Raw genomic sequence first — 24,941 nt, forward strand, 5'->3', positions numbered from 1 at the left:
CCCTGGCCGGCGGGGTATTCGGCATCCGCAAGTAGGCGCAGTGTTGACGATGGTCTGACGCGCATGGTGCGGTCAAACGACGCGCTGGTGGGGTTCAGAGATGCCCCCGTCAACCCTTGCAGAGGGTTGACTATCGACGACAAGCGTTGATCATCGTGTGGCGGCGTTGGGCAGCCCAGCATCAAGATTCGCCTACCGATGACAGCCCGTCCGGGAGCAGCACCAACCAGTCCGCGTCGGCCGCCACGAACTCGGCATAGCCGCCCGGCGCACCCCGGGTCAGGTACCAGGGAATCATCCCGACGACCCGATCACCCACCGCGAACTCCGCCGTGTCGGGCCCGACCGAGGCCACCTCGCCGGCGATGTCCCACCCGGGCGAGAACGGCGGCACATCCGGCCCCAGCGGGATCTCACCGGTCGTGGCGGCGACGTCAGCCGGATGCACAAACACCACCCAGACGCGAACCACCACCTGTCCAGGCCCCGCCTCGGACTCGGGCAGTTCGGTCACCTACAACACCTTAGGGCCGCCAAGCGCGACCGCGACGACTCCCAGCACGTGTCCACTCTAGGCAGACATCCCTTGTTTGCCAGCTCCGCCACCCTCGCCGCCCCGCAGGTCCCGCCTCACCGTCTGCGCGAGGCCGTCGGCGGCCAGTCCCACCCCTATGTTCCGGGCCAAGCGCCGGCTACTACCTGCAATTGCTGTCGCGCGGGAGCTTGCCCTCGACCAGCCAAGCGGTGCCGACATTGAGGGCGCACGCGTTGCTGCCGAAGACGTATACGCCGTGCTGGTTGTCGCCGACCGTCACCAGACGGGACCGCTGAGCGAACTCGCGCCGCAGAATCTGCCCGCCCACCAGGGGCGTCGCTACGTCCAGGCGATTCTGCAGGATCAAGATGTTGGCCGGGCCCTTGTCGTTGATCTCAACCTGTGGCTCGGGCGACTTGCGAGACCAGAACGCGCACGGGCTGATGTTGGCCGCGGCCGCGCCGAACATCGGGAACTTCTGGCGATCCTTGGCCACGTCGCGCTGGTACACGCCGACCTCGCTCGGCCAGGTGCTGTCGTTACACGCCACCGCCAGGTACGCCGACAGGAAGTTGGACTGCGCGTGCGGCTGCGCGGCCGCGGCGACCGTTGTGGTGACCGACGCCTGGTCGGACACGTTCAGCGACTGCCACAGCTGAGCCAGGATGCCGTAGCTCGACTTGTTGTAGAGACTGACGTAGGTGAACTGCCGGAAGAAGCGCCCGTCGAGGCCGGCCATCGGCTCGTCATCGAGCCGTTCCGCTAATGCGAAATAGGTCCGCCGCACGTCCTGGGCGGTTCGGCCCAGTCCGTAGGCGCTGTGCCGGCCGGCTGCCCATCGGGCGAAACCCGGGAACGCCTGTTCCATTCCCAGCCCGTACCGGCGCTGGCTCTCGCGGGTCAAAGCCGTGTCACCGAGGTTGCTGTCGAGTATGACTCGGTCGGTGGTTTGCGGGAACATGGATGCGTACGCCGCGCCGAGGGCCGACCCGTACGAGGCGCCGAAGAAGCTGGCCTTCGCCTCGCCCAGCGCGCGCCGGATCTGGTCCAGGTCCCTGGCCGTGTTGGCCGTCGACATGTGGACCATCCGACCGCCGGGGTCGTTGACCGCGCACTGATCAGCGACGTCCCTGGCCACCTTGGCGTCCGCGGCAACAGTGGCGGCATCCTCAGCCCACGGCGGGATATTGCCAGGATTATTCTGTTCGACGGTGAACTTGCAGTCGACCGGGGTCGAGTGGCCGACCCCGCGCGGGTCCAGGCCGATGAGGTCGTACGAGTCCAGGACGCTGCTCGGGATTCCGCGGGTGACCAGGTCGGACGGCATGGTCAGGCCACTCACGCCGGGGCCGCCGGGGTTGAGCAGCAGCACGCCGCGACGCTTCGTCGGATTAGAGCTGGCGATGCGCGAGATCGTCAGGTCGATCTTCTCCGCCGCCGGCCTCCGGTAGTCGAGTGGCACCGTCACAGTCGAGCACTGCATCGTCGGCGCCACCGCCGCGATCGCGTCGGGGCATGCGCCCCAGACAGGCTGGGCGGCGGTCGCGCCCGGCACTGCCCAGGCGCCCGCGAAACCGATCGTCATGGTCAGGACCAGTCCCAGGCCGGCACCGTGCTTTCGATTCACCCTCATGCTGACGAGTGGAAACCGTGTTCCGGCCACACGGTCAATGACATCGGCGCCCGGACATCGGCCAGCTTGACCCTGTCGGACAAAACACGGTTTCACTACTGCGTATCCCTGCCGACTGCGTCGCCGCCCCCATCGAGCCGCGGCGCGTCCCCGTCGAAAGGACGATGCGATGACACCGCAGCCCGGACCGCCAGCTCTGGGGGAAGGCCCTTCTGCTGCTGTGCGGGCCGGATCAGGCCATGCCGGCTGCCGATGCGCACGTGCTTTTCTCCGCTCTCGCCGGGGCCGTGCCGGCCGACCTCGGACTCGGCGGCCACGTCCGGACAGTCCCTGGCCAAGGCGGGTCCAAGCGGGTCGGGGCGATCGCCGAGCGCCCGCCGGCCGTCGGCCGCCGACATTCTGCGCTGCGCCTGAACTCAGCTGCTGGGCCGCCCCCGGGAGGCGCAGGCGATGCTGGCCATGATCGGGCCGAGCCTGCACGTGCTGTTACTCGACCGGCTCGTCCAGCGCGGCGACCGGAGCCGACCGGCGCGCGGGAACATGGGCTCGGTCCGCCTTCACGAGCTTGTGGACGGCGGCACCGGCCAGCGAGATCGGTTGCTCTCCGCCGTACGGGAAACGCTTGTCGACCGGGCCGACACACCGGACCAGACCGTCGCCGTCGCCGCGACGTTGTCGGCGAGCGGGGTGCTTCGGTCGTTCGCCTCCTGATTCCCTGGACACCCTCAGTCATCGATCGAGCCGGACAACTCGAGCGGATTGCTGGGCTGACCGGGTCATCGCCGAGGCGGTCGGCCGATCGGTCGCGGTGGCCCTCGTCAGCAACGTGTTCCTTCCGGCCGCCTTTCTTCGCTGACCGTTCGCTGTGTCAACCTTGCGGCTCAGTAAGTCAGGCCAGATTGTCCGCAGCCGTTCTGGTATCGACCGGAGGGACCACGTTGACCACGTCTGCGACTGTCGATGGTCGTTGATGCTGGCCGCGGACGGGTCAACCTGCCTTAGCTTGTTACTCGGACGGCGGCATTGTCGGCGGAAGGTGCAGGAGTTGGTTCAACCCGCCGTCGACTGTGATAGCCGCGCCGGCGACGTAGCTGGCTTCCGGGCTGGCCAGGAAGGCGACAACCGAAGCGATCTCGTCGGGCGTGCCGGTGCGGCGCATCTGGATGTGCGTCGTGCAGGCCTCGAGCGCGGTGATGCCGGTCCGGTAGATCACGCCAGGGTGCGCTGTGTTCGAGCGAACGCCATCCGCGGCGTGTTCGATCGCGATACTCGCGCTGAGACTTTCCGCCGCGCGCTTGGCAGCATTGTAGGTCGGCTGACCATAGTTGCTGTGCAGCGCGTTGGACGAGCCGATGTTCACGATGTTGCCCTTGGACTCCTTCAAATACGGGATGGCAGCCTTAGCCGCATAGAGAGCCGCTCCGGCGTTGACGGCGATGATGTCGTGCCAGGTGTGCGAGTCCAAGCCGGCGAGCAGGCCGACGTCGCTGGCACCAGCATAATTGACGAGAACGTCCAGACGGCCGAAGGCTTCGACAGTCCCGTTGACCAACTCGGTCACCGCGGCCTCCATTGCGGACGTCGGCTACCCGGTGGCAATGGTGCTGCCCTCGGGCGCCTGCTCAACGGTACGACTGATCTTTGCCGGGTCACCGTCGCGCCTTCCCTGGCCAATCTCAGCGCGATCGCTGCTCCCATGCCCGACCCGCCACCCGTGACCAGGGCAACACGGCCGGAAAATCGGTTGAGCTCCATTTCTCCTCCTTCGAACACCGACCCTCGCGAGCGGGCGATACGTTGTCATTTCTGCCCCCTAAAGCGGGCGAGAGAAGTTATTGACCCACGTACTAATAGCGGTCAATTTCAGGAAACCAATGTGCGAGAGGACTGAGAACAAGGTCACGACGTCTCCGGTTCCGGACTTCTCCGGCTGGGACGCCAAGGGCAAATGGACCAACTTCGCCGAGGCCAACTACGCCATCAACCCAGGCTGAGGGTGACCAGGGCGCTGCTGCTTTAGGGTTGACTGCCGCGGTGACGGCGAGGTAGGCGTGGGCGACCATGGCGCTAGGGTGATGTGCCGGTACCAAGCCTGGTAGCAGCGGACCTGGTAGTGGTCGAGGCCGATCTCAGTCTTTGCCTGCTGGAAACATTCCTCGATCGCCTACCGGGTCCCGGCGACCCGGACCACGTATCGATCGTGGTCCCGGCCGGGCCTGCACACAGGTAAAAGGCGAGTTCCTCCGTGTCGGTGACGCTGCGCCGGATCACACCCACCGGTCACGACCATCCTGGTTGCCGGAGTCGGGCAAGCCGGCCATCGCCCAGTCGTAGAGGCATGACCCGTTCGACCCGGCCCTCCGCTGACAGCCGTTTCCACGCCTCAGTGGGAGCTTGAACGGCGAGGGGATCAACTCGAGCGGTGCCGACACCAAGTCCGACCTGCTGGCTGCAGGGCACTGCCACCACATAGCCGATCCGGCGCCAACGATCAGCACCCCCGTCGGCAAGGCCGAGATGCTCCCCTACATACCCCGCAGATCATCGCGCACCCGTCGGATCCCAACGCGCCTTGTTCAATAGCCGCTGCAGCCGATCCGGCGTCGTGTCACCGGCCGCCTCCGCCAACTGCCAGCCGTTCTTATGCTCCACCGGCGCCGTCGACAGGCCGACATCACGAGCCTTCGCGCCTCATCGTTGGTGAAGCCTTCACAAGTAGGAAATGTCCCTGATCAGGGGCCTCGGCCTGACTTGACTCGGTTCCGACAACACACTGTTGGATCTTTTCGATGTCCACCGGGACGGTCGTAGGGGCAGGTACTGGAGGGGCCATGTTCAGAGTCGCCATCGTCGCAGACCAGCCAATCGCACGCGCCGCCCTCCAAAAGCTCGCGTCGGACGATGCCCAGATGAGGGTCGTGTCATCGGTCGCCACCGTCGACGACCTGTACCAGCAGCCGAACTCGTACGACGCGGTAGTTCTCGATGTCCCCCGCTTCGCGGATGCCTCCCTGGAGGCCGTCGCCAAGGCGTCCGCCGTGGGCTCTCCGCTGATCACCTCAGTCTGGGGCGAGACGCCCTCCCCGCTGACGACGATCCGGGCCGGTGCCCGGGGCTGCGTCTTTCGGCACGCCGAGCGGACCGAGGTGCGGCAGTCGATCCGGACCATCGCGCAGGGGGCCTTTTACCTTTCGCCCCAGGTGGTCAGCCGGTTTGAGACGGAGTTGGCCTGCGCGGGCCAAAAACACGAGGGCCTGCTGGCTCCCCGCGAGATCGAAACGCTGCGTCTGATCGCCACCGGGCTCACCCACGGGCAGATTGCCCGGCGAATGGGGCTCACGGTAGAAACCGTCAACACCTACGCCAAGCGCATCCGAGCCAAGCTGAGCGTCCGGAACAAAGCCGAGCTAACACTGATGGCTATCAAACTAGGTCACGTCCCGCCGTCCCGAGCCAGCGAGACGTCACCACATCAGTGATCCGCCACCCCGATTACCCGTTCAAGGCCGCGTGACGAGGCACTAGTTCAGCCGTTCCTGCGGGTTGTTCGACCAGATCTGATGCCGGAACTCGCGGGGAACGCGGTGAAGGCGAGCAGGTCGTCGAGGTGCTCCGCCGCATCGGGGAACTTCTCGGCGATGGTGTCCAGCACCCGCGCGAAATGGGCTTTTCCCTGGTCGGCTTCGGGCTGGTCGAACGCGGTGCGGACCAAGGTGGCCACCGACGGCTGCGCAATCTTGGGGAATTTGGCGCAGCAACGACGACGTGGTCACCACCGACATGGGCCGGGCCGGGTTGGCAAGCTCATCGCCGGCCTGCCGGGCCGGGTCCCGGATCTCGGCCGGCCCGGGTGCTCACGGCCCCCGCGAGTACTGGTGGGCGCGGATGCCGATCCGGATCTTCTGGCGGCCCGGGCGCAGGCATTGGCTGCTCGCCCGGCGCAACATGAGCACGGGCGAGCTGGCCTACTACGTCCGTTATGGACCGCAGAAAACCTGGCTGCTCGACCTCGCCAGGATCGCCGGCACCCGCTGGGCCATTGAGGGATGCTTCCAGCAAGCCAAGAACCAAGCCAGCCTCGACGAATATCAGCCACTTCGGCCAATTAACCATTGCTTGAGCTCAGTGGCGCATTCCGGCCGCCGGTGACGGTATCAGAAGCCCGAAAAGGTTTCCAGTCGTGGGGAATCACGGTCGACTCAGGTAGCTAGCGAGGTTCAGCGGCTTTCGCTAAAATGGCCCAGCTTGAATGCCATTTGGGTCAGTTCAGCTTTGTTGTTGACGTTAAGCTTTGCACGTATCCGCTTGGCATAGGTGTTGACCGTCGCCGGAGATAGTCCCATCCTCCTTGCGATCTGAGCTTCAGTCATGCCAGACGCAATAAATCGGAGCGTTTCAACCTCGCGGGGTGCCAGAACGCTACGATACTGCTGCGGGACTTGTTCAACAACTTCCATCTCGAATTGCCTTGCAAATTCTTGGGATAGGTAGAAGCCCCCGTTCGCGACTGCGCAGATCGACGCGTACACCTCCGACGGCTCGGCATGCCGGCTGAGGCAGCCCCGCGCACCCGCCAAGATCGTTGACAGGAGCGTCGGTGAATCTAGCCAGACCGAGTTAATCAGTACGGGCCCGGCAGCACCCGCTGCACTGACTGCTTTCAAAGTTCTCGTCGTGAACCGATTGAGGTCAAGCACTACGACGTCGCACTCGTTTCCCTGCTGCACTAGATCCTCGACCGTTGGGACGGCCGATACGACGCGCAGCTGAGCGTGATTATAAAGGAGTTTCTCCAGACTGGTTCTTGAAGGTGGCTGATCCGAGACGACCGCAACTTGGAACACGACTCTCCCTTCAGTCGGGGTGCACGCACTCGCGATCGGGCGATACGTTGTCACGCCCGCCCCTCAAGCGGGCGAGACAAGTTATTGACCAACATACTAATACTGGTCAACTTCATTTGACCAACGTGCCAGAGGACTGAGAACAAGGTCACGACGTCTCCGATTCCGGACTTCTCCGGCTGGGACGCCAAGGGCAAATGGACCAACTTCGCCGAGGCCAACTACGCCATCAACTGCGTGGACGAGCCGCGTCTGACCGCAACAAGGCAACGAGCTGCGCGCCTCGATCTCCAAGTTGGCACCGTTGATGTCCCGGCGCCGAGGTGTCCGGCGCGCGGGACGGATGCGAGTTTCGCCCGGCCCAGCCCACCCCCGGCTTCCCCTACGCCTAGAACATCCAGGGCCTTCCCCGTACGCTCTTCGTCTCGATCACCGGTGACCCCACGACACGGCACGAGGGCACGGCGACCTGGAAACGGTCCGCGGCTCGGCGCAGTGGCCAGCCGTCATCCACGACGCACCACGCCAGCCGCAATCGGCCGAGTTCGGTCAGCCTCCCCGATTCAGAGGCGATTTGAGTGATCGAGGGGATAAACGAAAGGTGCTCCTGACCTGCAAGGATTTGGGGGGTCGAGTCCATGTCCACAGCAGAATCGGGTGCACCTTTGTGGTGAGTAAGGGTAGCGGGTGGGATCAGCGGCTGGTCGTCGGCGCGGGCGGGAAGGGTCTGGTCGGTCACGCGGGTGCGGTCCTGCTGCGGAAATGTGCGGATCGGACCGGTCTGACCAACGGTTTGAACAAGGTGCTGCCGCGCGGTAACGGTCCTGGCTGGTGGGATCGCGGCACGGTCCTGGTCTCGCTCGCGGTCGCGATCGTGCTCGGCGCCACGAGCATGTCCGACATCGCGGTACTCGCCCATCAGGGACTGGTCTTCGGTGATCCTCCGTCGGAGCCGACCGTCCGGCGAGCGTTGGCCGGCCTCGACGAGACCGCGCTGAAACGGATCGGCAAAGCGCGGGCGAAGGTCCGCACTCACGTATGGACCCTGCTCGCCCGCCGCCCGCAGGGATTCCCGTGGCTGACGGTGGCGGGCAAGCTGCTGTCCGGGTGGGTAGTCATCGATCTGGACGCCACCCTGATCACCGCACACTCGCCGAAGCAGGGTGCGGCGGCCACGTTCAAGAAGGGTTTCGGGTTCCATCCGCTCGGCGCCTAGTGCTCGAACGCGTTAACGGAGCGAAGCGAAGCCCGCACGGCCATGAATTTGCAGGCAGACCTTGGTGTTCGCGCCCGAGACGGGCCTTGTCCGGACCTTGTCCCCTACTTGAGGGCCTCGACATTTGCCGTCCTCAACGAGCAGCATCTGGGTGTCGACATGAACACATGTCGATCATCGAGAAGCGCGCGGCTTGGACTGTAACTACACCTAAGCTGAGAGGAAGTCATGAATTCGTATCTCACCAGAACTGCGGTCGGAATTGCAGCCGTTACGGCGCTAACGCTCGTATCGCCGGCCGCACCCGCACTGGCGATCGGCTACGGGTCCTGCGGTGGTGGCGCTGCCGAGATTCATCACGGCGACGCCGGCACGGTGACCCAAATCACCTGCGTACGTGGAACTGGTCAGCTGCAGTTGAATATCAACCACACCTTCCGCTTGAAGGCGGCCAACAGAACAACGACATTCGCATTTGTGAGCCGCGGGGTGGAAAAAATTCAAACGTTCAATGCTGGAAGTCATATCAACATCGCCTCCCCCGGGGCCACCACACGCTGGATTAGGATCCATTAAACATAGGGTCTGCACAGCCATGATCGGCGCTTCGCCGTTCGCAGCCATCTTTGAATAGTGCGATCGAGCAACACGCTCTCGCCGGCTTGGTTTCTGTGAGATGGTAGCGATCGGCACAAAGGAGGGGCGGCCGCCGTTTCGATCCGACACGGCGGCCGCTGTTTCTTTCCGTCAGCTGAATGCACATTCGCCTTCGGCTGTGGCCTGTACATCAAGACCGCGGTGGACGTTGTGTGTCCGCCCGCTACAACGCAGATAGAACTGTCGGACGACCGCGTGGCCTTGAGGCGGGGGCAGCGGACTGCCTTACACGGTCGAGATATCCGCGATGCGGAGACTGCGTACTTCGCGAGCCAGGTGGCGAGTCGGTATTGCAGGTGCCGTAGGACGGCGTAGAGGCGCAGGGCTGCCCTGCTGCTTTTGGGTCGGCCTGCCGTAGCTGGGTGAGGACAGTTGGGCGGTGGTGGCAAGGGTGACGTGGCGGTGCCAGCCGATCCAGGATCGGCCTTCGAAGTGGTCGAGGCCGAGGTCGGTTTTGAGTTCGCGGTAGTCGTGTTCAATGCGCCAGCGGCTTCTCGCCAGTTGGACTGGTGCAGGCCCGAAAAACTGATCTCCGTCTCGTACTCGACACCGCCGCAACGGACGACCCGCAAGCCCATCGCCGCCGCCCGCTCGGCGGCCGCGTCGAGAAGTGCGGTCTTGCCGATGCCCGGCTCACCGGCCAGCGCCATCGGGGGCCGTCCCGGGGCTACCTCTTCGAGAAAGGCGCCAGGCCGGCAACCTCGTCGGCGCGTCCCACCAGGCCACGCCCATCGACATCCATACCCGATTGGAAACTGTGTTGCAGGAACGGTGTCAAGGTGCAGCTGTTCGCCTGTGACCCGTTCCGGGGCCTGCCTGCGCTTGACCATGTTCCCGCAACACAGTGTCTGATGAGTTGAAGCTGCTCATTACCGCTGGCGGCAAGGGGAGTTCATGAGCACCGGAACACCACCCACCCGGGCTTGGGACGCGGCCGAGTTGGCGGCGCTCGACAACGCTCCGCTGATTCGCGTCGCGGGTGCACGACCGGACGGGACACTTCGCTCCTTCGTCCTGATCGGGCATGTCCGCGTCGGGGGCGACGAACTCATTCGCTCGCTGAACGGGACCGGTGGCAGCTGGTACCGGGGCGCCACCCACACCGGTCAGGGCGCGATCGAGGTCGACGGCCGGCGGATCGAAGTCGCATTCATCGTCGACCACGGGCGCGAGGACGAGGTCGACCACGCCCTGCGTGCCCGCTACGGCCGCGGCTTCGGCGTCCGCCGGATGACCAAACCATCAGCCCGAGAGGCGACGCTTCGCGTGGCACCGCTCGCCTGAGCCGCACACCCCTGAACAGAAAGGCGCTGTCTGATGCACCTGAGCATTCCTCGCGGACCGATCGAGCTCGACGCCGAGCTGCACCTGCCCTACGGCCTCGACGCGACGAGACCGCTGCCCGTGGTGGTGCTCTCCACACCCGGCAGCAGCGTCAAGGAGCAGATCGGCGCCAACTACGCCTCCCGCCTCGCCGCCCGGGGCATCGCTGCACTGGTCTTCGACCCCGCATACCAGGGTCAGAGCGGCGGCGAACCCCGCGACCTGGAAGACCCGTACCAGCGGGGTGAGGACATTTCGTACGCCATCGACGCTCTCACCGCCCTGCCGGGCATCGACCCCCACCGCATCGGCGTGCTCGGCATCTGTGCCGGCGGCGGCTATGCGATCCATACGGCCCGCACCGACCACCGCATCAAAGCCGTCGGCGCGGTCGACCCGGGCGAGATCGGCGCCTCGTTCCGCAGCTTCCAGGCCGACGGACCGGTAGTCGCCCTCGACGCGATGGCCGACGCCCGCCTCGAGGAGGTCCGGACCGGCGTGCTGCACCGAGACAACTGGCTGCCCGACACGATGGCCGAGGCTGAAGCGGCCGGCATCAGCGACATCGACCTGCTGCAGGCCATCAGGTACTACCGCACGGACCGGGGCATCAACGAGCACTCGACCAACCGCCGGCTCTCCCGCGGCGACACGCTCCTGCTCGGCTACGACGCCTTCCACCTGGTCGACCAGCTCATGACCCAGCCCCTGCTGCTCATCCTGGCCGAGAACCTCGAGGGCACCGGGTTCGACACCGCCGGCGAGCGGCTCTGGAAGCTCGCGCCCAACCCGGTCGAGCGCGTGATCGTCCCCCATGCCCGCCACTACGAAATGTACGACATCCCCGAGTACGTCGACGCCGCTGTCGATCGGCTCGCCACGTTCTACGCCGACAAGCTGTAACTCAGCTCAGGTCGTCGGCGGCCAGAATCCCGGCCAGGCAGAGGAAGACAACACCGGTGCCGAGGTCGACCCGTCGACGCGTACGGGTCGGGATGCCGGTGGCACCGAGGCGGCGGCCGACGCCGATGTAGCCGAGCCCCACGACCAGTTCGATCACCAGATAGACGGCGCCGAGCAGGGCCAGGTCGAGGCTCGCGCCCGGCGCCGTCGTGTCGGTGAACTGGGGCAGCAGCGCGGCGAACAACAGCAGCGCCTTGGGATTGCTGATCGCCACCGCGAACTCGCGGGTGACGATCGCCCGGAAGCTCCCGCCCGCGTCGGCCGGCGCGACGCCCGGGTCGGCCGGGCGCAGGCCTCTGCGCAGGCTGGACACACCGAGCCAGGCCAGATAGACCACGCCCACCCATTTGATGGTCTCGAGGGCCGTGCCCGAGGTGATCAGTACTGCGCCCAGCCCGGCCACGACCAGTCCGATCAAGACGACGAAGGCGGCGAGGCGCCCGGCCACCCCGGCCACTGCCCGTGCGGTGCCGTACCGGACCGCGTTACCGAGCCCGAGCAGCTGGTTGGCCCCGGGTATCAGGGACACCAGCATGGCCGCGCCGATGTATCCGGCCCAGTCAGTCATTTCCGCGTTCTCCCGCACAACCGTTAATCACCGTCCGGCCCAGCCGATCACACGTTCCCACCACAGGGTCAAGGGTCACGCCCCCGCTACATCCATCGACTTCTCGCGGAACTGCCGGGCGATGACGCCCATCATCACGCGTTTGGCGACCGGGTTGCGCAGCAGGTTCAGGGTGACGATCCGGGTGGTCCGGTCCCGCCTGGTTTGCGGTACGAAAATCACCAGGTCCTGGTGAGCGGTGGTCTGCACGGCACCGATGAAGGGCCGCAGCTTCTGCTCCCTTTCGCGCAGCGCCCGGGCCGCAAAGCCGGGATTGCGCTGAAGTGTGGTTCCCAGCAGGTCCGCCCCCGCGACCGGGCTGCTGGCGCCTATGCCGGAATAGTGCGTGAGGGACCAGACGGCATCGCCGAGGAGGACCACCCGGTCGGTGTGTGCCAGGAAGGCCTGCGCACCTGGTAGGCGGCGTCGAACAGCACGTCCTCGGCCGCCCCCCAACTGGTGAACCAGATCCTCGAGCACGGGCCGCAGCGGTTCGGGGCCGAAGGCCCGGCGGGTCGAAGGCCCGGCGGCAGGGGCCCGAACTCGCCTGTTCGTCGGTCGTGCGGTAGTTGAACAGCACCTCCGGCTGGTGGTCAGGGAAGGCGAAGACCTCAGGCCGACCGTCCGGGTTCGGCCAGCACGAAGCCGTCACCGGCCCCGAACCCGGTCACCGGGCGCCGCAGGATGGTCGCGCCGATCATGTGCCGGAACGGCAGCAGGAAATCCTCGCGCGGGCCGAAGTGCAGGCGCCGCACCGTGGAGCGCAGCCCGTTGGCGCCGACGACGAGGTCGAACCGTTCGGAGACGTCAGCCGGTCCGGCCGGCGTCGTGGTTCGGAGGGTCACGACCACGCTTTCGGCGTGCTCGCCGATGCTGACCGGTGTGGTCGTGGAGCGGATCTCGGCCCACGGCGTGACCGCGTCGAACAGCGCCGACTCGACGTCGCCGAGCAGGATGAGCCGGGGCGCGCCCGGCAGATCGGCGTGGCCCATCCCGGGTCGGCGCCGCCCGGAGCGGTCGATGTCGTAGTTGCGGGCGTCGTCGTCCAGACGGTTGCCGAGGCGTCCAGAACACCGAGCCGTTCAGCCGCGACCCGGCCGGTGCCGAAGAGGGCGACGAAGTAGCCGGGAGCGCGGCGTTCGGCGGCTCGCTCCACGAGCACAGTCTCCCAGTTGATGTCGTGCAGGCGAAGAGCGGTGACCAGGCCCCCGATCCCCGTGCCGACGATGAGCGCACGCTGCGTCTTCATAACTCAACCTCTACGAGAGAGACTGGTTATTGGCTAAGGCGGCAACAGGAGTCAAGAACTGCGTTCGATAGCATGCGGACAGGCGAAAGGAGGGGTCGCGAGGTGGCGCGTCCGACACAGGACCGGACCGAGGTCATTCTGGCCGCGGCCCGGGCGCAGTTCCGCGAAGCCGGCGCCGAACGGGCCACCGTGGACGACATCGCGGCCCGGGCGGGTGTGGGCAAGGGGACGGTCTTCCTGTACTGGCCGTCGAAAACGCGGCTGCACGAGGCGGTTCTCGGCCTCGAGGTGGCCCGGACGCTCGCTTCACTGGCCACGGGCCTGCGGCGCAACGAGCTGCACCTGAGCCTGGGCACCATCGCCCGGCACGAGATCACCGCCAGCCTGAACCACCCCTTGATGGCGCCTTTGCTGGTGAATCAGCTGACGTCCGCCCCCGCGCTGGCCGTCGCCCCGAGACGGGCGCTCCGCCAAATCATCGAGGTCATGCGGTCGTACGACCTCGTCCGGGATCTGGACCCCGACGACGTCATCGCGGGCATGGAGGTAGCCATGACGGGTGCCCTGGTGCGGGCGCTCGGCGAGCCGCCGGAGCGGCCGACGATCCTGACGGCGCTCGAACACCTGGTGTCCTCCGCCTACGATCGGCTCGACGGCCCCGTCGAGCGCGTCGCGGCCGCGGTGCCCGAGGCGCTCGAGGCCCTGGAGGACGCCGTCGACGCCCTCGTCACCGCCGCCGCGCCCGACCGGCCCACCACGGCCCGGCTGCGGCCGTACGAACGCCCACCGGCCGGGGCCCCGTCTGGGGCCAGGCCCGGGGCGTGATTCGACTGCCTCGACGGCCTTCCCAGTCCCTGAGCGGCCTGCACCGGTAAGGCGTCCACCCGAGAAAGCGATCGACCGGCCCGGGTTGACCGTGTGGCGCGAACACGGTTTCCAATGCATCTGCGCGGCCGACGAACTCGACGAGACCCGGGAGGACTGCGATGTTCCGTACTCATGCCCTCAACGCTTTCTTGGCGGCCGGGGTCATCCTGGCCCTGTACGGATGCGACTCGGGGAGCCCGATAGACGCCGCGGCGCCTGTGTCGCCGGAGGCGTCAGGGGCGCCGGAGGCGCCGGCCTCAGCCACGACCGCGCCCACGACGAGGCCCGCGCCGGAGCCCACCACGACCACCAGCCGGGCGACCAGCACCCCGGCGGCGGGCAGCGGCGGTGATGACGGGCCGATCCTGAGCGGCCGGCGGCAGGTCGTCATCCGGCCGGCGGGTGGCCCCGAGGGCGTCCTGGCCGTCGACGGGCGCGGTCGGCTCAACCTCACCGACGGGCCGTCCGAGTTCACCCTTTTCGTCTTCGTGCCGGTCCGCGACGGCCTGCACCAGATCCGTACGGCCAGGGCCGGCGCCGGCGGGGAACCGTCCTGCATGGGCGTCAAGAGCAATGGGCCCAGCCCGCTGACCGTCGTGGCCGCGGCCTGCGACACTCGGCGCGCGGGGCAGCTGTTCCGGGTACGCAAGGCGCCCGAGGCCCAGGCGGACGGCTACGGCATCAGCAACCAGAGTGCCTACCTGCAGATCTCCCCGGAGCGCGGCCTGATCGCGGAGGAGCTGGGCGACGCCCCGCTGCGGACCGTCTATACGTTCGTCGATAACGGCGCGGCGCCGGCGCAACCCGGCAGCTGACCTCTCCCGCCCCCTCGGAAGGACATCGTCACATGACTGAGGCATCGTCCCTGACGCTCGACCGCTACCTCGCCGCGACCGACCGCGCGGTCGCCGACAAGGCAGCCCTGGACGACCTGCTGGACCTGTTCGATCCGGATGCCATGGTGCAGATCGACGACGCCCTGATCCAGGCCGCGGCGGGCATCCGCGAGTTCTGCCAGGGGTTCATCGCTTTCCACACCGAGACCAAGCACTACTGGAACACCACGGTGCTGCCCGACGGCCGCCAACGGGTGGAGTGGGTGTGCGCGGCCCGCACGATCGACGGCGCGGTCATCACCGTCGCCGGCATCGAGCACGCGATCATCGGGCCGGACGGGCGCATCGTCGAGCTGCGCAACACATTCACCCGCCGGCCCGATTGACCCCGGCTCGGCGCTGAGATTTTCACCAGCGCCCGGTTCGTCGAACGGACCGCCGGTTCACGGCGCTGCGGTGCTCCCGTCGGAACGGCGGTCGCGGTCGTCCGAGCCGACCGCGGTTGCCGCTGCCGCCTCAATCTTCGGTTCCTGCCAGACGAGCACGACAACCACCACGATCAGGAAGACGGCGGTGAGTGCGGCCGGAACAGGGATGATCGGGTCGATGAGGACCAGCAGTGCCCCCGCCGGAACGACCGCATTGATGACGCCGTTGGCGACGGGGCGGATCACGAGCAGCCAGACGCCGAGCATGAAGACGGCAATGGGAACGGTGTAGGCGAAAGACGCGCCCGGCGGGTGCAACTCGCTGTGGCCGGTGAGGACGTCGATCTCCACTTCGATCCCGGCGGAGAAGGCTCCGGCTGCGGCGAACACGAAGTAGTGCCCGTAGCCGTACAAGAACGTTTTGGAGAACCCGTCGATGGTGCTGTGATGAGGCGCCCAGAAATAGATCCACCACAGCCCTGCGGTGACGATCAGGGTGAGCGCCGAGATCATGATGAGCGGGCCGAGGGCCTCCGCCTCGCGAAGCGCCTCGATGATGGCGTTCGCGGAGGCGAGCAGGCTCTCACCCAGCAGAATGAGGGCGAAGAGCCCGTGCCGCTCGGCTAGGTGGTGCGGGTGCCACGGAGTCCCGCCGCGGCGCTCGGCCGCCACGGGCACGGTGAGCTCGGCCGCCACGAGGATCAGGAACGCTACCGGCAGGACGTCGGCCGGAAGCAGCAGACCGGCCAGCCAGAGGATCTGCACCAGGGTGACGCCGGCCGCATAGGTGAGGGCCGGTCGCCGCGTGTCCCCACCCGCCCGCGCAGCGCGGAGCCACTGCGCGACCAGCGCGAACCGCATGAGCACGTACGACAGAACGACGAGGGTGAGGTCGTGGTCCTCGAAAACGGGTTCGATCCCGGAGGCGAGGACGAGGACGCCGCCCATCTGGACGATGGTCATCAGCCGGTAGAGCCAGTCACCGGTGTCGAACGAGGTGGCGAACCAGGTGAAGTTCACCCAGGCCCACCAGATGCCGAAGAACACGAAGGCGTACGTGACGACGCCCTCGAAGATGTGCCCTTCGGTGAGCTCATGGTGGAGCTGAACCGAGGCGATGCTGACCGCGACAACGAACACCAAGTCGAAGAACAGCTCAAGACTGGACGCGGTCCGCCCAGGCTCGTGGGGGTTGCGCGGGCGCATCGGCACGAGCCGGTAACGACTGGGGGGTACTGCCATCATCTGCCCTTACTCGGATCGCGAAGGATGAGGACGACAGACGACCGGAGCATCCGTCATACGTCAGCCCTCTGGTCGCTGCCGGACGGGTCCTACTGAAAGCCGTGTTCCCACAACACAGTCAAGACCTTTGGGCGTCGCTACCTGACCCCGGTTCACGCGATCGGTCCCCGGTAGTCCATCCAGAAGTCGACAGCCTCGGGGCGCGGGCGTGGTTGGAGCGCGGTGCTGTCGCCGAAGCCCATCACCTGCTCGGGCGCGTGCTCGATGGTCGGCCAGCGCGGCAGCCCGGGCCCGTTGGGATTGCCCCGGCGAACGAAATTGATCCAGTAGGCGCTCATGTGGTCGCGCAGCCGGTAGTCGGCCGGCTCGTAGTCGGCGTGACCGTCGTGGCCGAGGTTGTCGTACGCGTACATCACCTCCGCCCCGTGGTAAGCCCCGAACTTCTCCAGCCCGGCCTCCGGCGGGACACGGGTGAAGAAATAGACGTACGCCGGGGCGTCGCCGGTCCTGGTCTGCAGACGGCCCCAGCGGTGCATGGCCCGGGTCATGACTCTGTCCGTGCTCGCCTGCAGGGTCGACTCGAGCACCTCGTCCGGCGAGCCGCCCGGATACAACCGCAGGAACGCGCCGGCGTCCGGCCCGTACGTCTCCCGGACCGATGCCGCGTAGTCCTCCACCCCGGTCTCCGGCGGGTCGGCCCGGATGAGCGACGACTCGTCGGCGTTGCTGCCGACCAGGATCGGCACGTCGAGCTGCTCGCCGGCGGCGTAGATCTCGGCGGGTGGCTTCGGCAGCACGTGACCGTCGACCGAGGGTCGCCAGTGCGCGGCCAGCGACTCGGCCGCCGACTGGATCCGCTCGGCCGGCATCGCCCGCATGTCCCGCACCGACGCGCCCCCGAGTTCCTCGCTCAGTCGCTTCCCCACGTCCAGGGCGACAGCACGAGTGTCGGCCTGGTCGCCGTGGCCGGCGTCGCCGGTGGTGCCCATGCAGGCGCCGCTGCTCCCGACGATGCCGTGCACCAGCCCCCGAGCCAGCGGCGACGCACCCAGCAGGCAGACACTCTCGCCGCCGGCCGACTCCCCGGCGATGGTCACCCGGCGCGGGTCACCGCCGAACGCAGCGATGTTGTCGCGCACCCATGTCAGCGCCGCGATCTGGTCGAGGATCCCGTAGTTGCCCGACACCTGCTGCGCGGACTCGGCGGCCAGTTCGGGGTGGGACAGGAAGCCGAGCACGCCCAGCCGGTAGTTGAACGTGACCGTGATGGTCTCGCCCCGTGCGGCGAGCCCTTCGCCGTCGTAGAGCGGAAGGGCGCCGGAACCCGTCGCGAAGCCGCCACCCGCGATGTAGACCAGAACCGGCCGCGGACTCGCGGCGGGCTTCGCGCTGCGCCAGATGTTGAGCGTCAGGCTGTCCTCACCGGCCGGGTAGGGGTTGAGAAGCGTCTCCTCCAGCGGTACCTGGACCATCCGGGACAACGCCCGGGTGAAGAACGTCGAAGTTGCCTGAACCGGTACGTCGGAGAAACGGTCGGCCGCGAGGACACCGGCCCGGCTCGCCGGCGGTTCCGGCGGGCGCCAGCGCAGGTCGCCCACCGGCGGCCGGGCGTACGGGATGCCGGCGAAGATCTCGACCGACCGCTCGTCGTTGAGCACACCGGTGACCGGGCCCTGCCGGGTCGGCACCTCGGCCGTCACGCGGCGTTCCTCTCCACCCGCGACCCGGTTCTGCGGCGGCGGATGCGCGACGACCACCACTGCCGACACCAGAACCGCGGCCAGCAACCACGCCCCGGCTCGAAGCAAGAACCGCCCGCGAACCCACCGACGGGCGGTGAGCCCGAGCCCGGCCAGCAGCACCGCCGGCAGAGCCCAGCCCCACCAGGGATTCCGGTTGAGCCAGGCCAGAACCACGGCCACGAGGGTCAACGGCATCAGCGGCGCCCAGTGCCACCACCGCCATCGGCGTACCTGGCTCACGAATCGGCCCGCCTCCCGACGATCGGCCCGGACTGCTTCCTTCCCCGCCAGTCGACACCTTGTTCCAGGAACACTGTCAACCACGCGTTGGTGCCGGCCATGACGACTCCGCTCTTGAGCTTGTTCCCACCACAGGGTGTCGGATGGCGAAGTCGACACGTCAGCCACTGAACAACGGGAAAGGAACCAGGCTGTCATGAGTGAGCCCGCGTTCTTCGCTACACCGGGATACGGCGACACCCAGCTCAACGCATTGCACTACCACCAGGCCGTCCGGGTCGGCAACCGCGTCGACACCTCCGGCCAGGGCGGCTGGAACGACGCCTTCGAGTTCCCGGACGACCTGGAGGCCGAGATCGTCCGCGCCTTCGACAACGTCGAACGAACCCTCGAGACGGCCGGGGCCACCTGGGCCGACGTCATCGCGGTGGACTCGTACCACGTACTGCGATCCGACGGCTTCGAGGCGCACAACCGGATCATGGTCGAGCAGTTCCGGAAAGCGGATGGGCGCCCGCTCCCCCATCTGGACAGAAATGTCGACCCCGGAACTGGGCAACCCCGCCATGCGGGTGGAGATCAGAGTCACCGCCCTCGTCAACCACGCCGGCTGAACTGCAACGACGGGCAGCGTCACCGGCGGCCCCCGAACAGACGGCAGGTCGTCGGGGACCGGTAGCCGCCGTCCGGCTCCCGGTAGGCGACAGCCCCCTCGGTGATGCGGGACACGGCCTCCGCCCGAGCGGCGGGCTCCAGCGACTTGAGAAAGACGCCGAAAGGGCTGTGCTCGAGCACGCCGACGAGTGACTCCCGGTCCGGGATGCGGGCGTCCCAGCTCAGCGACGCCTCCTCGACATTAGTGACACCGGCCCGCAGCAGAAGGTGAGCTCGATAGCCCGGTTCCGCGAGATAGTTGATCGCCGACGGGTCCGGGAGCGACGCGCCGCCGGGAAAACCGCCCAGGACCGATCGGAACAACGTGATCAGGGTGTTCAGCTCGCTTCGGTCCCACACCGCGAACGAGTAGGCGGCACCGGGTCGCATCACCCGGATCGCCTCGGCCAACGACAGCTCGAGGGCCTGATGATCCAGCATCAGGAAGGCGAAACGGGAGACGAGCAGATCGACCGACGCCGGCGCGACGGCCGTGTCACTCATCAGCCTGGTCTCGAACGCCGTGTCGCCGAAACCGAGGCTGCGGGCCTTGGCCCGGGCGATCTCGACCATCAGGTCCGCCCGGTCGACGCCCAGCAACCGGACCGCCGGGTGGCGCGTCTTGACCGTCAACCCCGGCTCGCCGGTACCGCACCCCAGGTCGAGGACGAACGCGCCCGGCGCCGGGTCGGGCAGCCGTTCCACAATCGCTCCGGCGACCGGCCGGATGAGGAACTCGAGCTGGTCCCAGCCCCGGGCGGCCCCGTTGTAGTCAGGTGCTTCCGTCGTCATCCGTCCAGTTAGAACCGTGTTCCGGCAACAGAGTCAACCCGGACAGGCGTGAACGACTGGGACCCCGTCCTCGTTGACACGACAGCGCCGCGAGGCACCGGTACAGACCAGAGGAGGAGCCCATGACATCGTTCCTGAAAGCCGTGGAATCGAAGAACCACCTGATCGACTTCTGGAGCCGGGTCATCCGCGAACGGGGCGGCATCGTGAACTCGGACGAGGGCGTACGCCATACGTCGGCCGACAACCCTCCTGCTCGAGGTACGGGCGCAGTTCCTGCTCGCCACGCGCGGCCAGGCCGAACTCCGTGACATTGTCGGTGATCTTGCTGGCCAGGAGGTCCAGGCCGTCGGCCCGATACGGCGCGGCCCAGCGATCACCAGCACCCCGGCCACTCGCCCCGGCAGCAGCGCGGCCGTCGCCAGGGCGTGCGGGCCACCGCAGGACCAGCCGGCGACCACACAGCGCGGGGCACCGAGATGGTCGAGCACATCCCGCACATCGGCGACAACGTCCACCACCGACCGGCTCGGGGCACGGGTGGATGCGCCGTAACCAGCCCGGGAGACGTCTCGAGCCGCAGTCCCTGCTCGTGCGCGATCCGCTCGATGTTGCGGAACGACCGGACCGACCCCGGCGTCCCGTGGTGAAACCAGAGGCACACCGTCCGCCGGACCAGTCACCACCACATCCAAGCCCGGCCATCAAGGGTGGTAACCGTCGTCATGTCTCGTTCGAGCCTCTCGTCAAGCGCGTGTTCCAGGCGTGCTTCGCCCCCTGTCCGACGGCTCACAAAGCGTTCGGGATCACTCCAGACACGAGGACCTGCTCGTTGCGGTCAGTGGCCACGGCGACAACAACGTCCTGAGCGCTGTCGCCCAGGAGGCATCCGGGAACGGCCCGCGCAACGGGCTCCACCCGCAGGGACACCGCCCGTGAACCGTTGCGGCACCCTGAACGTTCCACGGCCGAATTGCCGTGAACAGGGACCACCCCCGGAAGGAGCCGTCGTGGATCGAGTCGCGATCGTCTCGTGTCAGCCCCTCTCGAGGGCCGGTCTGGAAAAACTGGCTTCGGAGGACGCCGAGATGCGCGTGGAGTCTGCCGTTTAGTTCCGGAACGCGTTTCTGATCTCCGTGACCAGCACCGCGGGCTGTTCCCAGCCCGGGAAGTGACCGCCCCGCTCCATCTCGTTCCAGCTGATCAGGTTGCGGAACCGGCGCTCGGCCCATCGACGGGCGATCGGGTACGGCTCGGCGGGGAACAGCGAACACGCCGTGGGAACCTCGACCGGACGGGCGTTCTCCGCCTCCGCGCCGAGCGGTGTGTCGCGGCGGGCCTCCCAGTACCAACGAGAACTGGAAGCTCCGGTACGGGTGAACCAGTACAGCGCGATGTTGTCCACCTGCCGTTGCAGCGGCACCCCGTCGTCGTCCGCGAACGCGGTCAACCTCTCACCCAGCCACGCGGCCAGCCCGGCCGGCGAGTCCAGCAGCGAATAGCCCATCGTCTGCGGTTTGGCACCGAGAACGATCGAGTGGGTGCCGTCCACGAACAGGAACTGATCGCGCTGGGCCATCATCGCCTGCTCCCTGGGGTCGGCGCTCTGGCGATCCTCGGGAAGGGGGGACGCGACGGGCATCGTCAGGTGCAGGCCCACCAGACGCTCGGGCACCTGGGTGGCGAGCTCGATGGTGACGAAAGCGCCCCAGTCGCCGCCGTGCGCGGCGAACCGCGAGTAGCCCAGCTCGGTCATCAGCGTGGCCCAGGCCCGCGCGGTACGGGCAAGTCCCCAACCGGTTTCAGCCGGGCGTCCACTGAACCCGTACCCCGGCAGCGACGGAATCACCACGTGGAAGGCGTCTTCGGCCGAACCGCCGTGCGCGACCGGATCGGTCAGCGGACCGATCAGATCCTCGAACTCCAGCACGGAACCGGGCCAGCCGTGGGTCAGCAGCAGCGGCACGGCCGACGGCTCGGGCGACCGCACGTGCCAGAACGCGATGTCCAGTCCGTCGATGTGTACCCGATGGTGACCGATCGCGTTGAACCGTTCTTCCAGCTTCCGCCAGTCGTGGCCGCGCCAGGCCTCGAGCAGTGTGCGCAACCGGTCGAGGGGGACGCCTTGCGAGGGATCGGTTCCGGGCTCCGGCAGCCTCACCCGGTCGAGGCGCTCGGCCAGATCCCTCAGGTCGGCGTCGGGGATGTGGACGGGATACGGCTCGATCATGCAGCGCTCCTCGGTCAGTGCGAAATCGGTGTGCCGCCACCCCTGAAGCAGGCAGCAGGCAGCAGGCCGGAGACGGCGCGTCGATCCGCCGAACTTCAGAAGGTCAACCGTGACGCCCATGATGAGCCTCGGTGGCCGCGTAAAGCTCACACATGCGCTGCTCCCGCGCCGCCGGATCCACCTCGGGTTTCCTGTAGACCGCAACGGGCATCGCCGTCCGTCCTTCCACCAGGTACGCCATCGGCAACGAATCCGGCGGACCGTGCCAGTCCAAGCCAAGCTGCTCCAGTGCCTCCCTCAGTAGAAACCGTGTCGTCACGACACAGTCAAGCCAAGTGAGCCGCGACACCGCGCCACACGCAGAAGCGCGCCCCCAGCCACTTCGACGAAGCGAACAAGCCGTCGCGGAGTGCGAGGTCAGACTCTGGAGCCTTGCCTTATGTCAACATTGGACGCGGGCCCCTGTAAGGTCGCGGTGGCCAGCGCAGCCAAGACGCGCCGGGCGGCGGGTCCGCCGAGCCCGAGGCGGTCGCCAAACACGTCGCTCCAGGTCGGCTTCTAGGGGCCACGAGCCTGCACGGCGGGCTGGTCCTGCCTGGCGGGTGCGGTCATAAGGTGCAGGTCGCGTCGGCGGCGGGCACCTCGAGGTTGATGAGATAGTCGGCGGCGGCCTGGTTGACGCAGGGATTCGTGCCGGCAGTCACGATCGTGTGCCCCTCACCGCGCACCGTGAGCAGGGTGCTGCCCAGGGACTCGGCGAGGCGGACAGCTCCGGCGTGCGGTGTGGTGGGGTCCCCGGTGATCGAGACGACGAGCGTACGGGGAAGCCCTTGGATGTTCTGGGCGTACGGGAAACCCAGGGTGGGCGGGGCCGGCCAATACTCGCAACCGTCGCGCGCCCCGGTCAGATCGATGCCCGGATCCATGAACGGCGCCGACTTGATGATCGCGGTTCGCAGCTCGTTGCCCTGCTGCTCGCTCAACCGGTCCTCGTCCATACAGTTGATGGCGTACAGGGCCTCGGCGAAGTTGGTCCAGGCACCCTTCGCGTCCCGGCCGGAGAAGTCGAAACCGAGCTGGGCCAGCTCGTCGCCGCGGCCCTGCTTCAGCTGGCTGAGTCCCTTGATGATGCGCGGCCAGGCCGCCTGGGTGTAGAGCCCGGAAATCACGCCGCCCACCGCGGCGTCGAAGTTGAGCTCGCCGCCGAGCGCGGGCACCGGCTTGCCGTACAGCGGGCGAACGAGTTTCTGGAATTCGGCGGTAGCCGCTTTCGGAGCCCGGCCGATCGGACAGCCGGCCTGCCGAGCACAGAACGCGGCCATGCGGTCGAAGGCCGCCTGGAACCCACTGAACGCGAAGACTCGCCGCTCCACGGTGCCCTGCCGCGAGTCGATGGCTCCGTCGAGCAACATCGCGCGAACGTTGCGGGGGAACTGTTCGGCGTACACCGCACCGAGCCGGGTGCCGTAGCTCTGCCCGAGGAAGGTGAGCTTCTCGTCGCCGAGAACCACGCGCAGGACGTCCATGTCGCGGGCCACATCGCGGGTGCCGAGGTGGGCCAGGGCGTCCGAGCCGCCCGAACCCTTCGCGCAGCGTTCGACCAAGGCGCGCGTGTCGTCCTCGGTCCACTGGACGGTCGTGCCCTGCGTGGTCAGCGGCACACTGCCCCGATCGGCCTCGGCATCGGTGTAGCAGTCGACCGCGGGCTCGGTGGAGCCGACACCCCGCGGATCGAACCCGACCAAATCGAACCGCTCGACGACCGGGCTCTTCGCCTTGACCAGCCCGAGGATCGTGGTAGCCGCCCCGAACACTCCCGATCCGCCCGGCCCACCCGGATTGGTGACGAGCGAGCCCAGCTTGTCCCCGGTGGCTGCGCGACGGGCCACGGCCACTTCGATGGCGCGCACCCCCGGGTCGTCGTAGCTCAGAGGCACCTGCATACGGGTGCACTCCAGCCCGTCGACCAGCCCCATGATGGTGCTTTCGGTCTCGGTCGTGGCGTAATCGTCGCACTTGGTCCACTGCAGCCTCTGCTGGTGGAAACGGTCGAGCCCCGGCGGCCCGCTGGAGGTCGCCGGAGCCGGTGACTCCGACGTGCACGCAACAAGCGGTACGAGAAGCGCCACAGCAGCGAGCCAGGACGCTGTTCGAGTGCGCTTTCTTGAAGTCAGCACAGACATCCACCAAGAACAACAGCCGACCGCCCGCCTCGTTCAGAGCCCTCACGTCACCGCAATCGATGACATGGCGTCACTGGCACCCGAGACGGCCCCAAACATGGCAGAACGGCCCGGCAAGGCTCCCGCGCTGCCGCGACTGGCCGCGGACGGACGGGCGCGGCCGGTCCAGCCGGCGTGCATCGGGCCGCACAGGGCTCCGGGCTTCCGGAGTCGGCGACACCCAGCTGAGCAACGTGCACAACAACCAAACCGTCCGCATCGGACTCGCCGTCTCGTCCTCGGCGAGGATCGCCGCGCAGCCAGAATGCGTTCCCGCGAGCCGGTTGCGACAACTCGCCCGGCGGATCTGGACCGCCAGCCTCGGACCATCCGGCCGCGCCCTCCTCATGCCGCACCTACTCGGGCTGAGTCAGCCGGTGGGCAGCCCGAGCGCAATTCTCTTGAAGTGAGACCTCATGACTTCCTCTCAGGCCCTCGCCTGGTCACGACTCTGCCATCGTGGCGAGCGAGTGGAACTCGTGAAACCATGTTGTCGGAACTGATTCGAGATTATGGATATAAGGCTACTAACACGATTTCTGGTTGGTCCAGTTGATCGATTGGCGCCAGCAGATCGGGCGCTGACCGCCCGCCCTGCGGGTCGGTCGGCCGCGGGTTCGCTGGAGGAAGGTTATCGTCTCGGCCTCGTCAGGGTTCC

General features: G+C 67.4%; 23 protein-coding genes and 5 pseudogenes. 12 read left to right on the top strand and 16 right to left on the bottom strand.

Annotated features, from left to right (window positions below):
- Positions 1 to 181 precede the first annotated feature (181 nt).
- Both KXC43_RS31860 and KXC43_RS31865 read right to left on the bottom strand, forming a co-directional pair.
- Positions 182 to 514: an alcohol dehydrogenase catalytic domain-containing protein gene (locus KXC43_RS31860; protein WP_308129349.1), complete on the bottom strand. Its 333-nt coding sequence runs from the start codon at positions 512 to 514 to the stop codon at positions 182 to 184.
- Positions 515 to 695: 181 nt separating this feature from the next.
- Positions 696 to 2,168 carry an alpha/beta hydrolase gene (locus KXC43_RS31865; RefSeq protein WP_221379881.1) on the bottom strand — a complete coding sequence of 491 codons (1,473 nt, stop codon included), beginning with the start codon at positions 2,166 to 2,168 and terminating at the stop codon, positions 696 to 698.
- 423 nt (positions 2,169 to 2,591) lie between these two features.
- Here KXC43_RS31865 and KXC43_RS31870 point away from each other — a divergent pair, with 423 nt between their 5' ends.
- Positions 2,592 to 2,879: a GPP34 family phosphoprotein gene (locus KXC43_RS31870; RefSeq protein ID WP_369076963.1), complete on the top strand. Its 288-nt coding sequence runs from the start codon at positions 2,592 to 2,594 to the stop codon at positions 2,877 to 2,879.
- Between the two features lie 295 nt (positions 2,880 to 3,174).
- On the opposite strand, the gene KXC43_RS31875 is transcribed toward KXC43_RS31870, so the two are convergent.
- Complete coding sequence (locus KXC43_RS31875; protein ID WP_221379883.1) at positions 3,175 to 3,729, bottom strand: SDR family NAD(P)-dependent oxidoreductase; 555 nt, start codon at positions 3,727 to 3,729, stop codon at positions 3,175 to 3,177.
- Positions 3,730 to 4,999: 1,270 nt separating this feature from the next.
- Between KXC43_RS31875 and KXC43_RS31880 the strand changes: the two genes are divergently transcribed.
- Positions 5,000 to 5,647, top strand: coding sequence for a response regulator transcription factor (locus KXC43_RS31880; protein WP_221379884.1), 648 nt, complete (start codon positions 5,000 to 5,002; stop codon positions 5,645 to 5,647).
- Between the two features lie 45 nt (positions 5,648 to 5,692).
- On the opposite strand, the pseudogene KXC43_RS31885 reads toward KXC43_RS31880, so the two are convergent.
- Positions 5,693 to 5,916, bottom strand: a pseudogene (locus tag KXC43_RS31885) (transposase); the annotation flags it as partial.
- Positions 5,917 to 5,918: 2 nt separating this feature from the next.
- Here KXC43_RS31885 and KXC43_RS31890 point away from each other — a divergent pair.
- Positions 5,919 to 6,260: pseudogene (locus KXC43_RS31890) on the top strand (IS701 family transposase); the annotation flags it as partial.
- A 125-nt stretch (positions 6,261 to 6,385) separates the two neighbouring features.
- Here KXC43_RS31890 and KXC43_RS52870 read toward each other — a convergent pair.
- Both KXC43_RS52870 and KXC43_RS52875 read right to left on the bottom strand, forming a co-directional pair.
- Positions 6,386 to 7,012: a LuxR C-terminal-related transcriptional regulator gene (locus KXC43_RS52870; protein ID WP_221379885.1), complete on the bottom strand. Its 627-nt coding sequence runs from the start codon at positions 7,010 to 7,012 to the stop codon at positions 6,386 to 6,388.
- 460 nt (positions 7,013 to 7,472) lie between these two features.
- Positions 7,473 to 7,586 (bottom strand): annotated as a pseudogene (locus KXC43_RS52875) (IS481 family transposase); the annotation flags it as partial.
- 96 nt (positions 7,587 to 7,682) lie between these two features.
- Here KXC43_RS52875 and KXC43_RS31905 point away from each other — a divergent pair.
- Both KXC43_RS31905 and KXC43_RS31910 read left to right on the top strand, forming a co-directional pair.
- The gene (locus tag KXC43_RS31905; protein WP_221379886.1) at positions 7,683 to 8,228 is read left to right on the top strand and encodes a transposase; all 546 of its coding nucleotides are present in this window, start codon (positions 7,683 to 7,685) and stop codon (positions 8,226 to 8,228) included.
- 228 nt (positions 8,229 to 8,456) lie between these two features.
- The gene (locus KXC43_RS31910; RefSeq protein WP_221379887.1) at positions 8,457 to 8,804 is read left to right on the top strand and encodes a hypothetical protein; all 348 of its coding nucleotides are present in this window, start codon (positions 8,457 to 8,459) and stop codon (positions 8,802 to 8,804) included.
- A 412-nt stretch (positions 8,805 to 9,216) separates the two neighbouring features.
- Here the strand turns inward: KXC43_RS31910 and KXC43_RS53595 are convergent.
- A pseudogene (locus KXC43_RS53595) lies at positions 9,217 to 9,392 on the bottom strand (transposase); the annotation flags it as partial.
- A 387-nt stretch (positions 9,393 to 9,779) separates the two neighbouring features.
- Here KXC43_RS53595 and KXC43_RS31920 point away from each other — a divergent pair.
- Both KXC43_RS31920 and KXC43_RS31925 read left to right on the top strand, forming a co-directional pair.
- Positions 9,780 to 10,169, top strand: a complete 390-nt coding sequence (locus tag KXC43_RS31920) for a DUF2255 family protein (protein WP_221379888.1) — start codon at positions 9,780 to 9,782, stop codon at positions 10,167 to 10,169.
- A 33-nt stretch (positions 10,170 to 10,202) separates the two neighbouring features.
- Entirely contained in the window at positions 10,203 to 11,111 is a 909-nt protein-coding gene (locus KXC43_RS31925) for an alpha/beta hydrolase (RefSeq protein WP_221379889.1), read from the top strand.
- Position 11,112: 1 nt separating this feature from the next.
- On the opposite strand, the gene KXC43_RS31930 is transcribed toward KXC43_RS31925, so the two are convergent.
- From KXC43_RS31930 to KXC43_RS31940, 3 genes are all read right to left on the bottom strand, one after another.
- Positions 11,113 to 11,739 (bottom strand): LysE family translocator, encoded by a 627-nt coding sequence (locus KXC43_RS31930; protein WP_221379890.1) that lies wholly within the window; start codon positions 11,737 to 11,739, stop codon positions 11,113 to 11,115.
- 75 nt (positions 11,740 to 11,814) lie between these two features.
- On the bottom strand, positions 11,815 to 12,258 hold the full coding sequence (locus KXC43_RS31935) for a Rossmann-fold NAD(P)-binding domain-containing protein (RefSeq protein ID WP_221379891.1): 444 nt from the start codon (positions 12,256 to 12,258) through the stop codon (positions 11,815 to 11,817).
- Positions 12,259 to 12,389: 131 nt separating this feature from the next.
- Entirely contained in the window at positions 12,390 to 12,770 is a 381-nt protein-coding gene (locus KXC43_RS31940; RefSeq protein WP_221379892.1) for a hypothetical protein, read from the bottom strand.
- Positions 12,771 to 13,129: 359 nt separating this feature from the next.
- Between KXC43_RS31940 and KXC43_RS31945 the strand changes: the two genes are divergently transcribed.
- From KXC43_RS31945 to KXC43_RS31955, 3 genes are all read left to right on the top strand, one after another.
- Positions 13,130 to 13,852: a TetR/AcrR family transcriptional regulator gene (locus KXC43_RS31945; RefSeq protein WP_221379893.1), complete on the top strand. Its 723-nt coding sequence runs from the start codon at positions 13,130 to 13,132 to the stop codon at positions 13,850 to 13,852.
- 161 nt (positions 13,853 to 14,013) lie between these two features.
- Positions 14,014 to 14,709 carry a hypothetical protein gene (locus KXC43_RS31950; RefSeq protein WP_221379894.1) on the top strand — a complete coding sequence of 232 codons (696 nt, stop codon included), beginning with the start codon at positions 14,014 to 14,016 and terminating at the stop codon, positions 14,707 to 14,709.
- A gap of 32 nt (positions 14,710 to 14,741) precedes the next feature.
- Positions 14,742 to 15,116: a hypothetical protein gene (locus KXC43_RS31955; protein WP_221379895.1), complete on the top strand. Its 375-nt coding sequence runs from the start codon at positions 14,742 to 14,744 to the stop codon at positions 15,114 to 15,116.
- 57 nt (positions 15,117 to 15,173) lie between these two features.
- On the opposite strand, the gene KXC43_RS31960 is transcribed toward KXC43_RS31955, so the two are convergent.
- Positions 15,174 to 16,403 carry a low temperature requirement protein A gene (locus KXC43_RS31960; protein ID WP_221379896.1) on the bottom strand — a complete coding sequence of 410 codons (1,230 nt, stop codon included), beginning with the start codon at positions 16,401 to 16,403 and terminating at the stop codon, positions 15,174 to 15,176.
- A gap of 152 nt (positions 16,404 to 16,555) precedes the next feature.
- Entirely contained in the window at positions 16,556 to 18,340 is a 1,785-nt protein-coding gene (locus KXC43_RS31965) for a carboxylesterase/lipase family protein (protein WP_221379897.1), read from the bottom strand.
- A gap of 241 nt (positions 18,341 to 18,581) precedes the next feature.
- Here KXC43_RS31965 and KXC43_RS31970 point away from each other — a divergent pair, with 241 nt between their 5' ends.
- Positions 18,582 to 19,064 (top strand): Rid family hydrolase, encoded by a 483-nt coding sequence (locus tag KXC43_RS31970; RefSeq protein ID WP_255645133.1) that lies wholly within the window; start codon positions 18,582 to 18,584, stop codon positions 19,062 to 19,064.
- Here the strand turns inward: KXC43_RS31970 and KXC43_RS31975 are convergent.
- The gene (locus tag KXC43_RS31975) at positions 19,019 to 19,831 is read right to left on the bottom strand and encodes a class I SAM-dependent methyltransferase (protein WP_221379898.1); all 813 of its coding nucleotides are present in this window, start codon (positions 19,829 to 19,831) and stop codon (positions 19,019 to 19,021) included. The two genes, KXC43_RS31970 and KXC43_RS31975, sit on opposite strands and share 46 nt — an antisense overlap.
- Before the next feature lie 122 nt (positions 19,832 to 19,953).
- Here KXC43_RS31975 and KXC43_RS51485 point away from each other — a divergent pair, with 122 nt between their 5' ends.
- On the top strand, positions 19,954 to 20,142 hold the full coding sequence (locus tag KXC43_RS51485) for a hypothetical protein (RefSeq protein WP_255645134.1): 189 nt from the start codon (positions 19,954 to 19,956) through the stop codon (positions 20,140 to 20,142).
- 51 nt (positions 20,143 to 20,193) lie between these two features.
- Here KXC43_RS51485 and KXC43_RS53275 read toward each other — a convergent pair.
- The 3 genes and pseudogenes from KXC43_RS53275 to KXC43_RS31990 all read right to left on the bottom strand — a co-directional run.
- A pseudogene (locus KXC43_RS53275) lies at positions 20,194 to 20,520 on the bottom strand (alpha/beta fold hydrolase); the annotation flags it as partial.
- Between the two features lie 419 nt (positions 20,521 to 20,939).
- Positions 20,940 to 22,061 carry an epoxide hydrolase family protein gene (locus KXC43_RS31985; protein ID WP_221379900.1) on the bottom strand — a complete coding sequence of 374 codons (1,122 nt, stop codon included), beginning with the start codon at positions 22,059 to 22,061 and terminating at the stop codon, positions 20,940 to 20,942.
- 608 nt (positions 22,062 to 22,669) lie between these two features.
- Positions 22,670 to 24,190 (bottom strand): alpha/beta hydrolase, encoded by a 1,521-nt coding sequence (locus KXC43_RS31990; protein ID WP_221379901.1) that lies wholly within the window; start codon positions 24,188 to 24,190, stop codon positions 22,670 to 22,672.
- Positions 24,191 to 24,941: the final 751 nt, after the last annotated feature.

The sequence above is a fragment of the Paractinoplanes polyasparticus genome (assembly GCF_019710575.1).
In the GTDB taxonomy this organism is placed as follows: domain Bacteria; phylum Actinomycetota; class Actinomycetes; order Mycobacteriales; family Micromonosporaceae; genus Actinoplanes; species Actinoplanes polyasparticus.

Coding starts and splice junctions, on each gene's coding strand:
- KXC43_RS31985 (WP_221379900.1), bottom strand. CDS start 22,061: ATGATCGAGCCGTATCCCGTCCACATCCCCGACGCCGACCTGAGGGAT.
- KXC43_RS31930 (WP_221379890.1), bottom strand. CDS start 11,739: ATGACTGACTGGGCCGGATACATCGGCGCGGCCATGCTGGTGTCCCTG.
- KXC43_RS31920 (WP_221379888.1), top strand. CDS start 9,780: ATGAGCACCGGAACACCACCCACCCGGGCTTGGGACGCGGCCGAGTTG.
- KXC43_RS31970 (WP_255645133.1), top strand. CDS start 18,582: ATGAGTGAGCCCGCGTTCTTCGCTACACCGGGATACGGCGACACCCAG.
- KXC43_RS31925 (WP_221379889.1), top strand. CDS start 10,203: ATGCACCTGAGCATTCCTCGCGGACCGATCGAGCTCGACGCCGAGCTG.
- KXC43_RS31955 (WP_221379895.1), top strand. CDS start 14,742: ATGACTGAGGCATCGTCCCTGACGCTCGACCGCTACCTCGCCGCGACC.
- KXC43_RS31940 (WP_221379892.1), bottom strand. CDS start 12,770: ATGGGCCACGCCGATCTGCCGGGCGCGCCCCGGCTCATCCTGCTCGGC.
- KXC43_RS31880 (WP_221379884.1), top strand. CDS start 5,000: ATGTTCAGAGTCGCCATCGTCGCAGACCAGCCAATCGCACGCGCCGCC.
- KXC43_RS31960 (WP_221379896.1), bottom strand. CDS start 16,403: ATGATGGCAGTACCCCCCAGTCGTTACCGGCTCGTGCCGATGCGCCCG.
- KXC43_RS31865 (WP_221379881.1), bottom strand. CDS start 2,168: ATGAGGGTGAATCGAAAGCACGGTGCCGGCCTGGGACTGGTCCTGACC.
- KXC43_RS31965 (WP_221379897.1), bottom strand. CDS start 18,340: ATGCCGTTGACCCTCGTGGCCGTGGTTCTGGCCTGGCTCAACCGGAAT.
- KXC43_RS31950 (WP_221379894.1), top strand. CDS start 14,014: ATGTTCCGTACTCATGCCCTCAACGCTTTCTTGGCGGCCGGGGTCATC.
- KXC43_RS31975 (WP_221379898.1), bottom strand. CDS start 19,831: ATGACGACGGAAGCACCTGACTACAACGGGGCCGCCCGGGGCTGGGAC.
- KXC43_RS51485 (WP_255645134.1), top strand. CDS start 19,954: ATGACATCGTTCCTGAAAGCCGTGGAATCGAAGAACCACCTGATCGAC.
- KXC43_RS31910 (WP_221379887.1), top strand. CDS start 8,457: ATGAATTCGTATCTCACCAGAACTGCGGTCGGAATTGCAGCCGTTACG.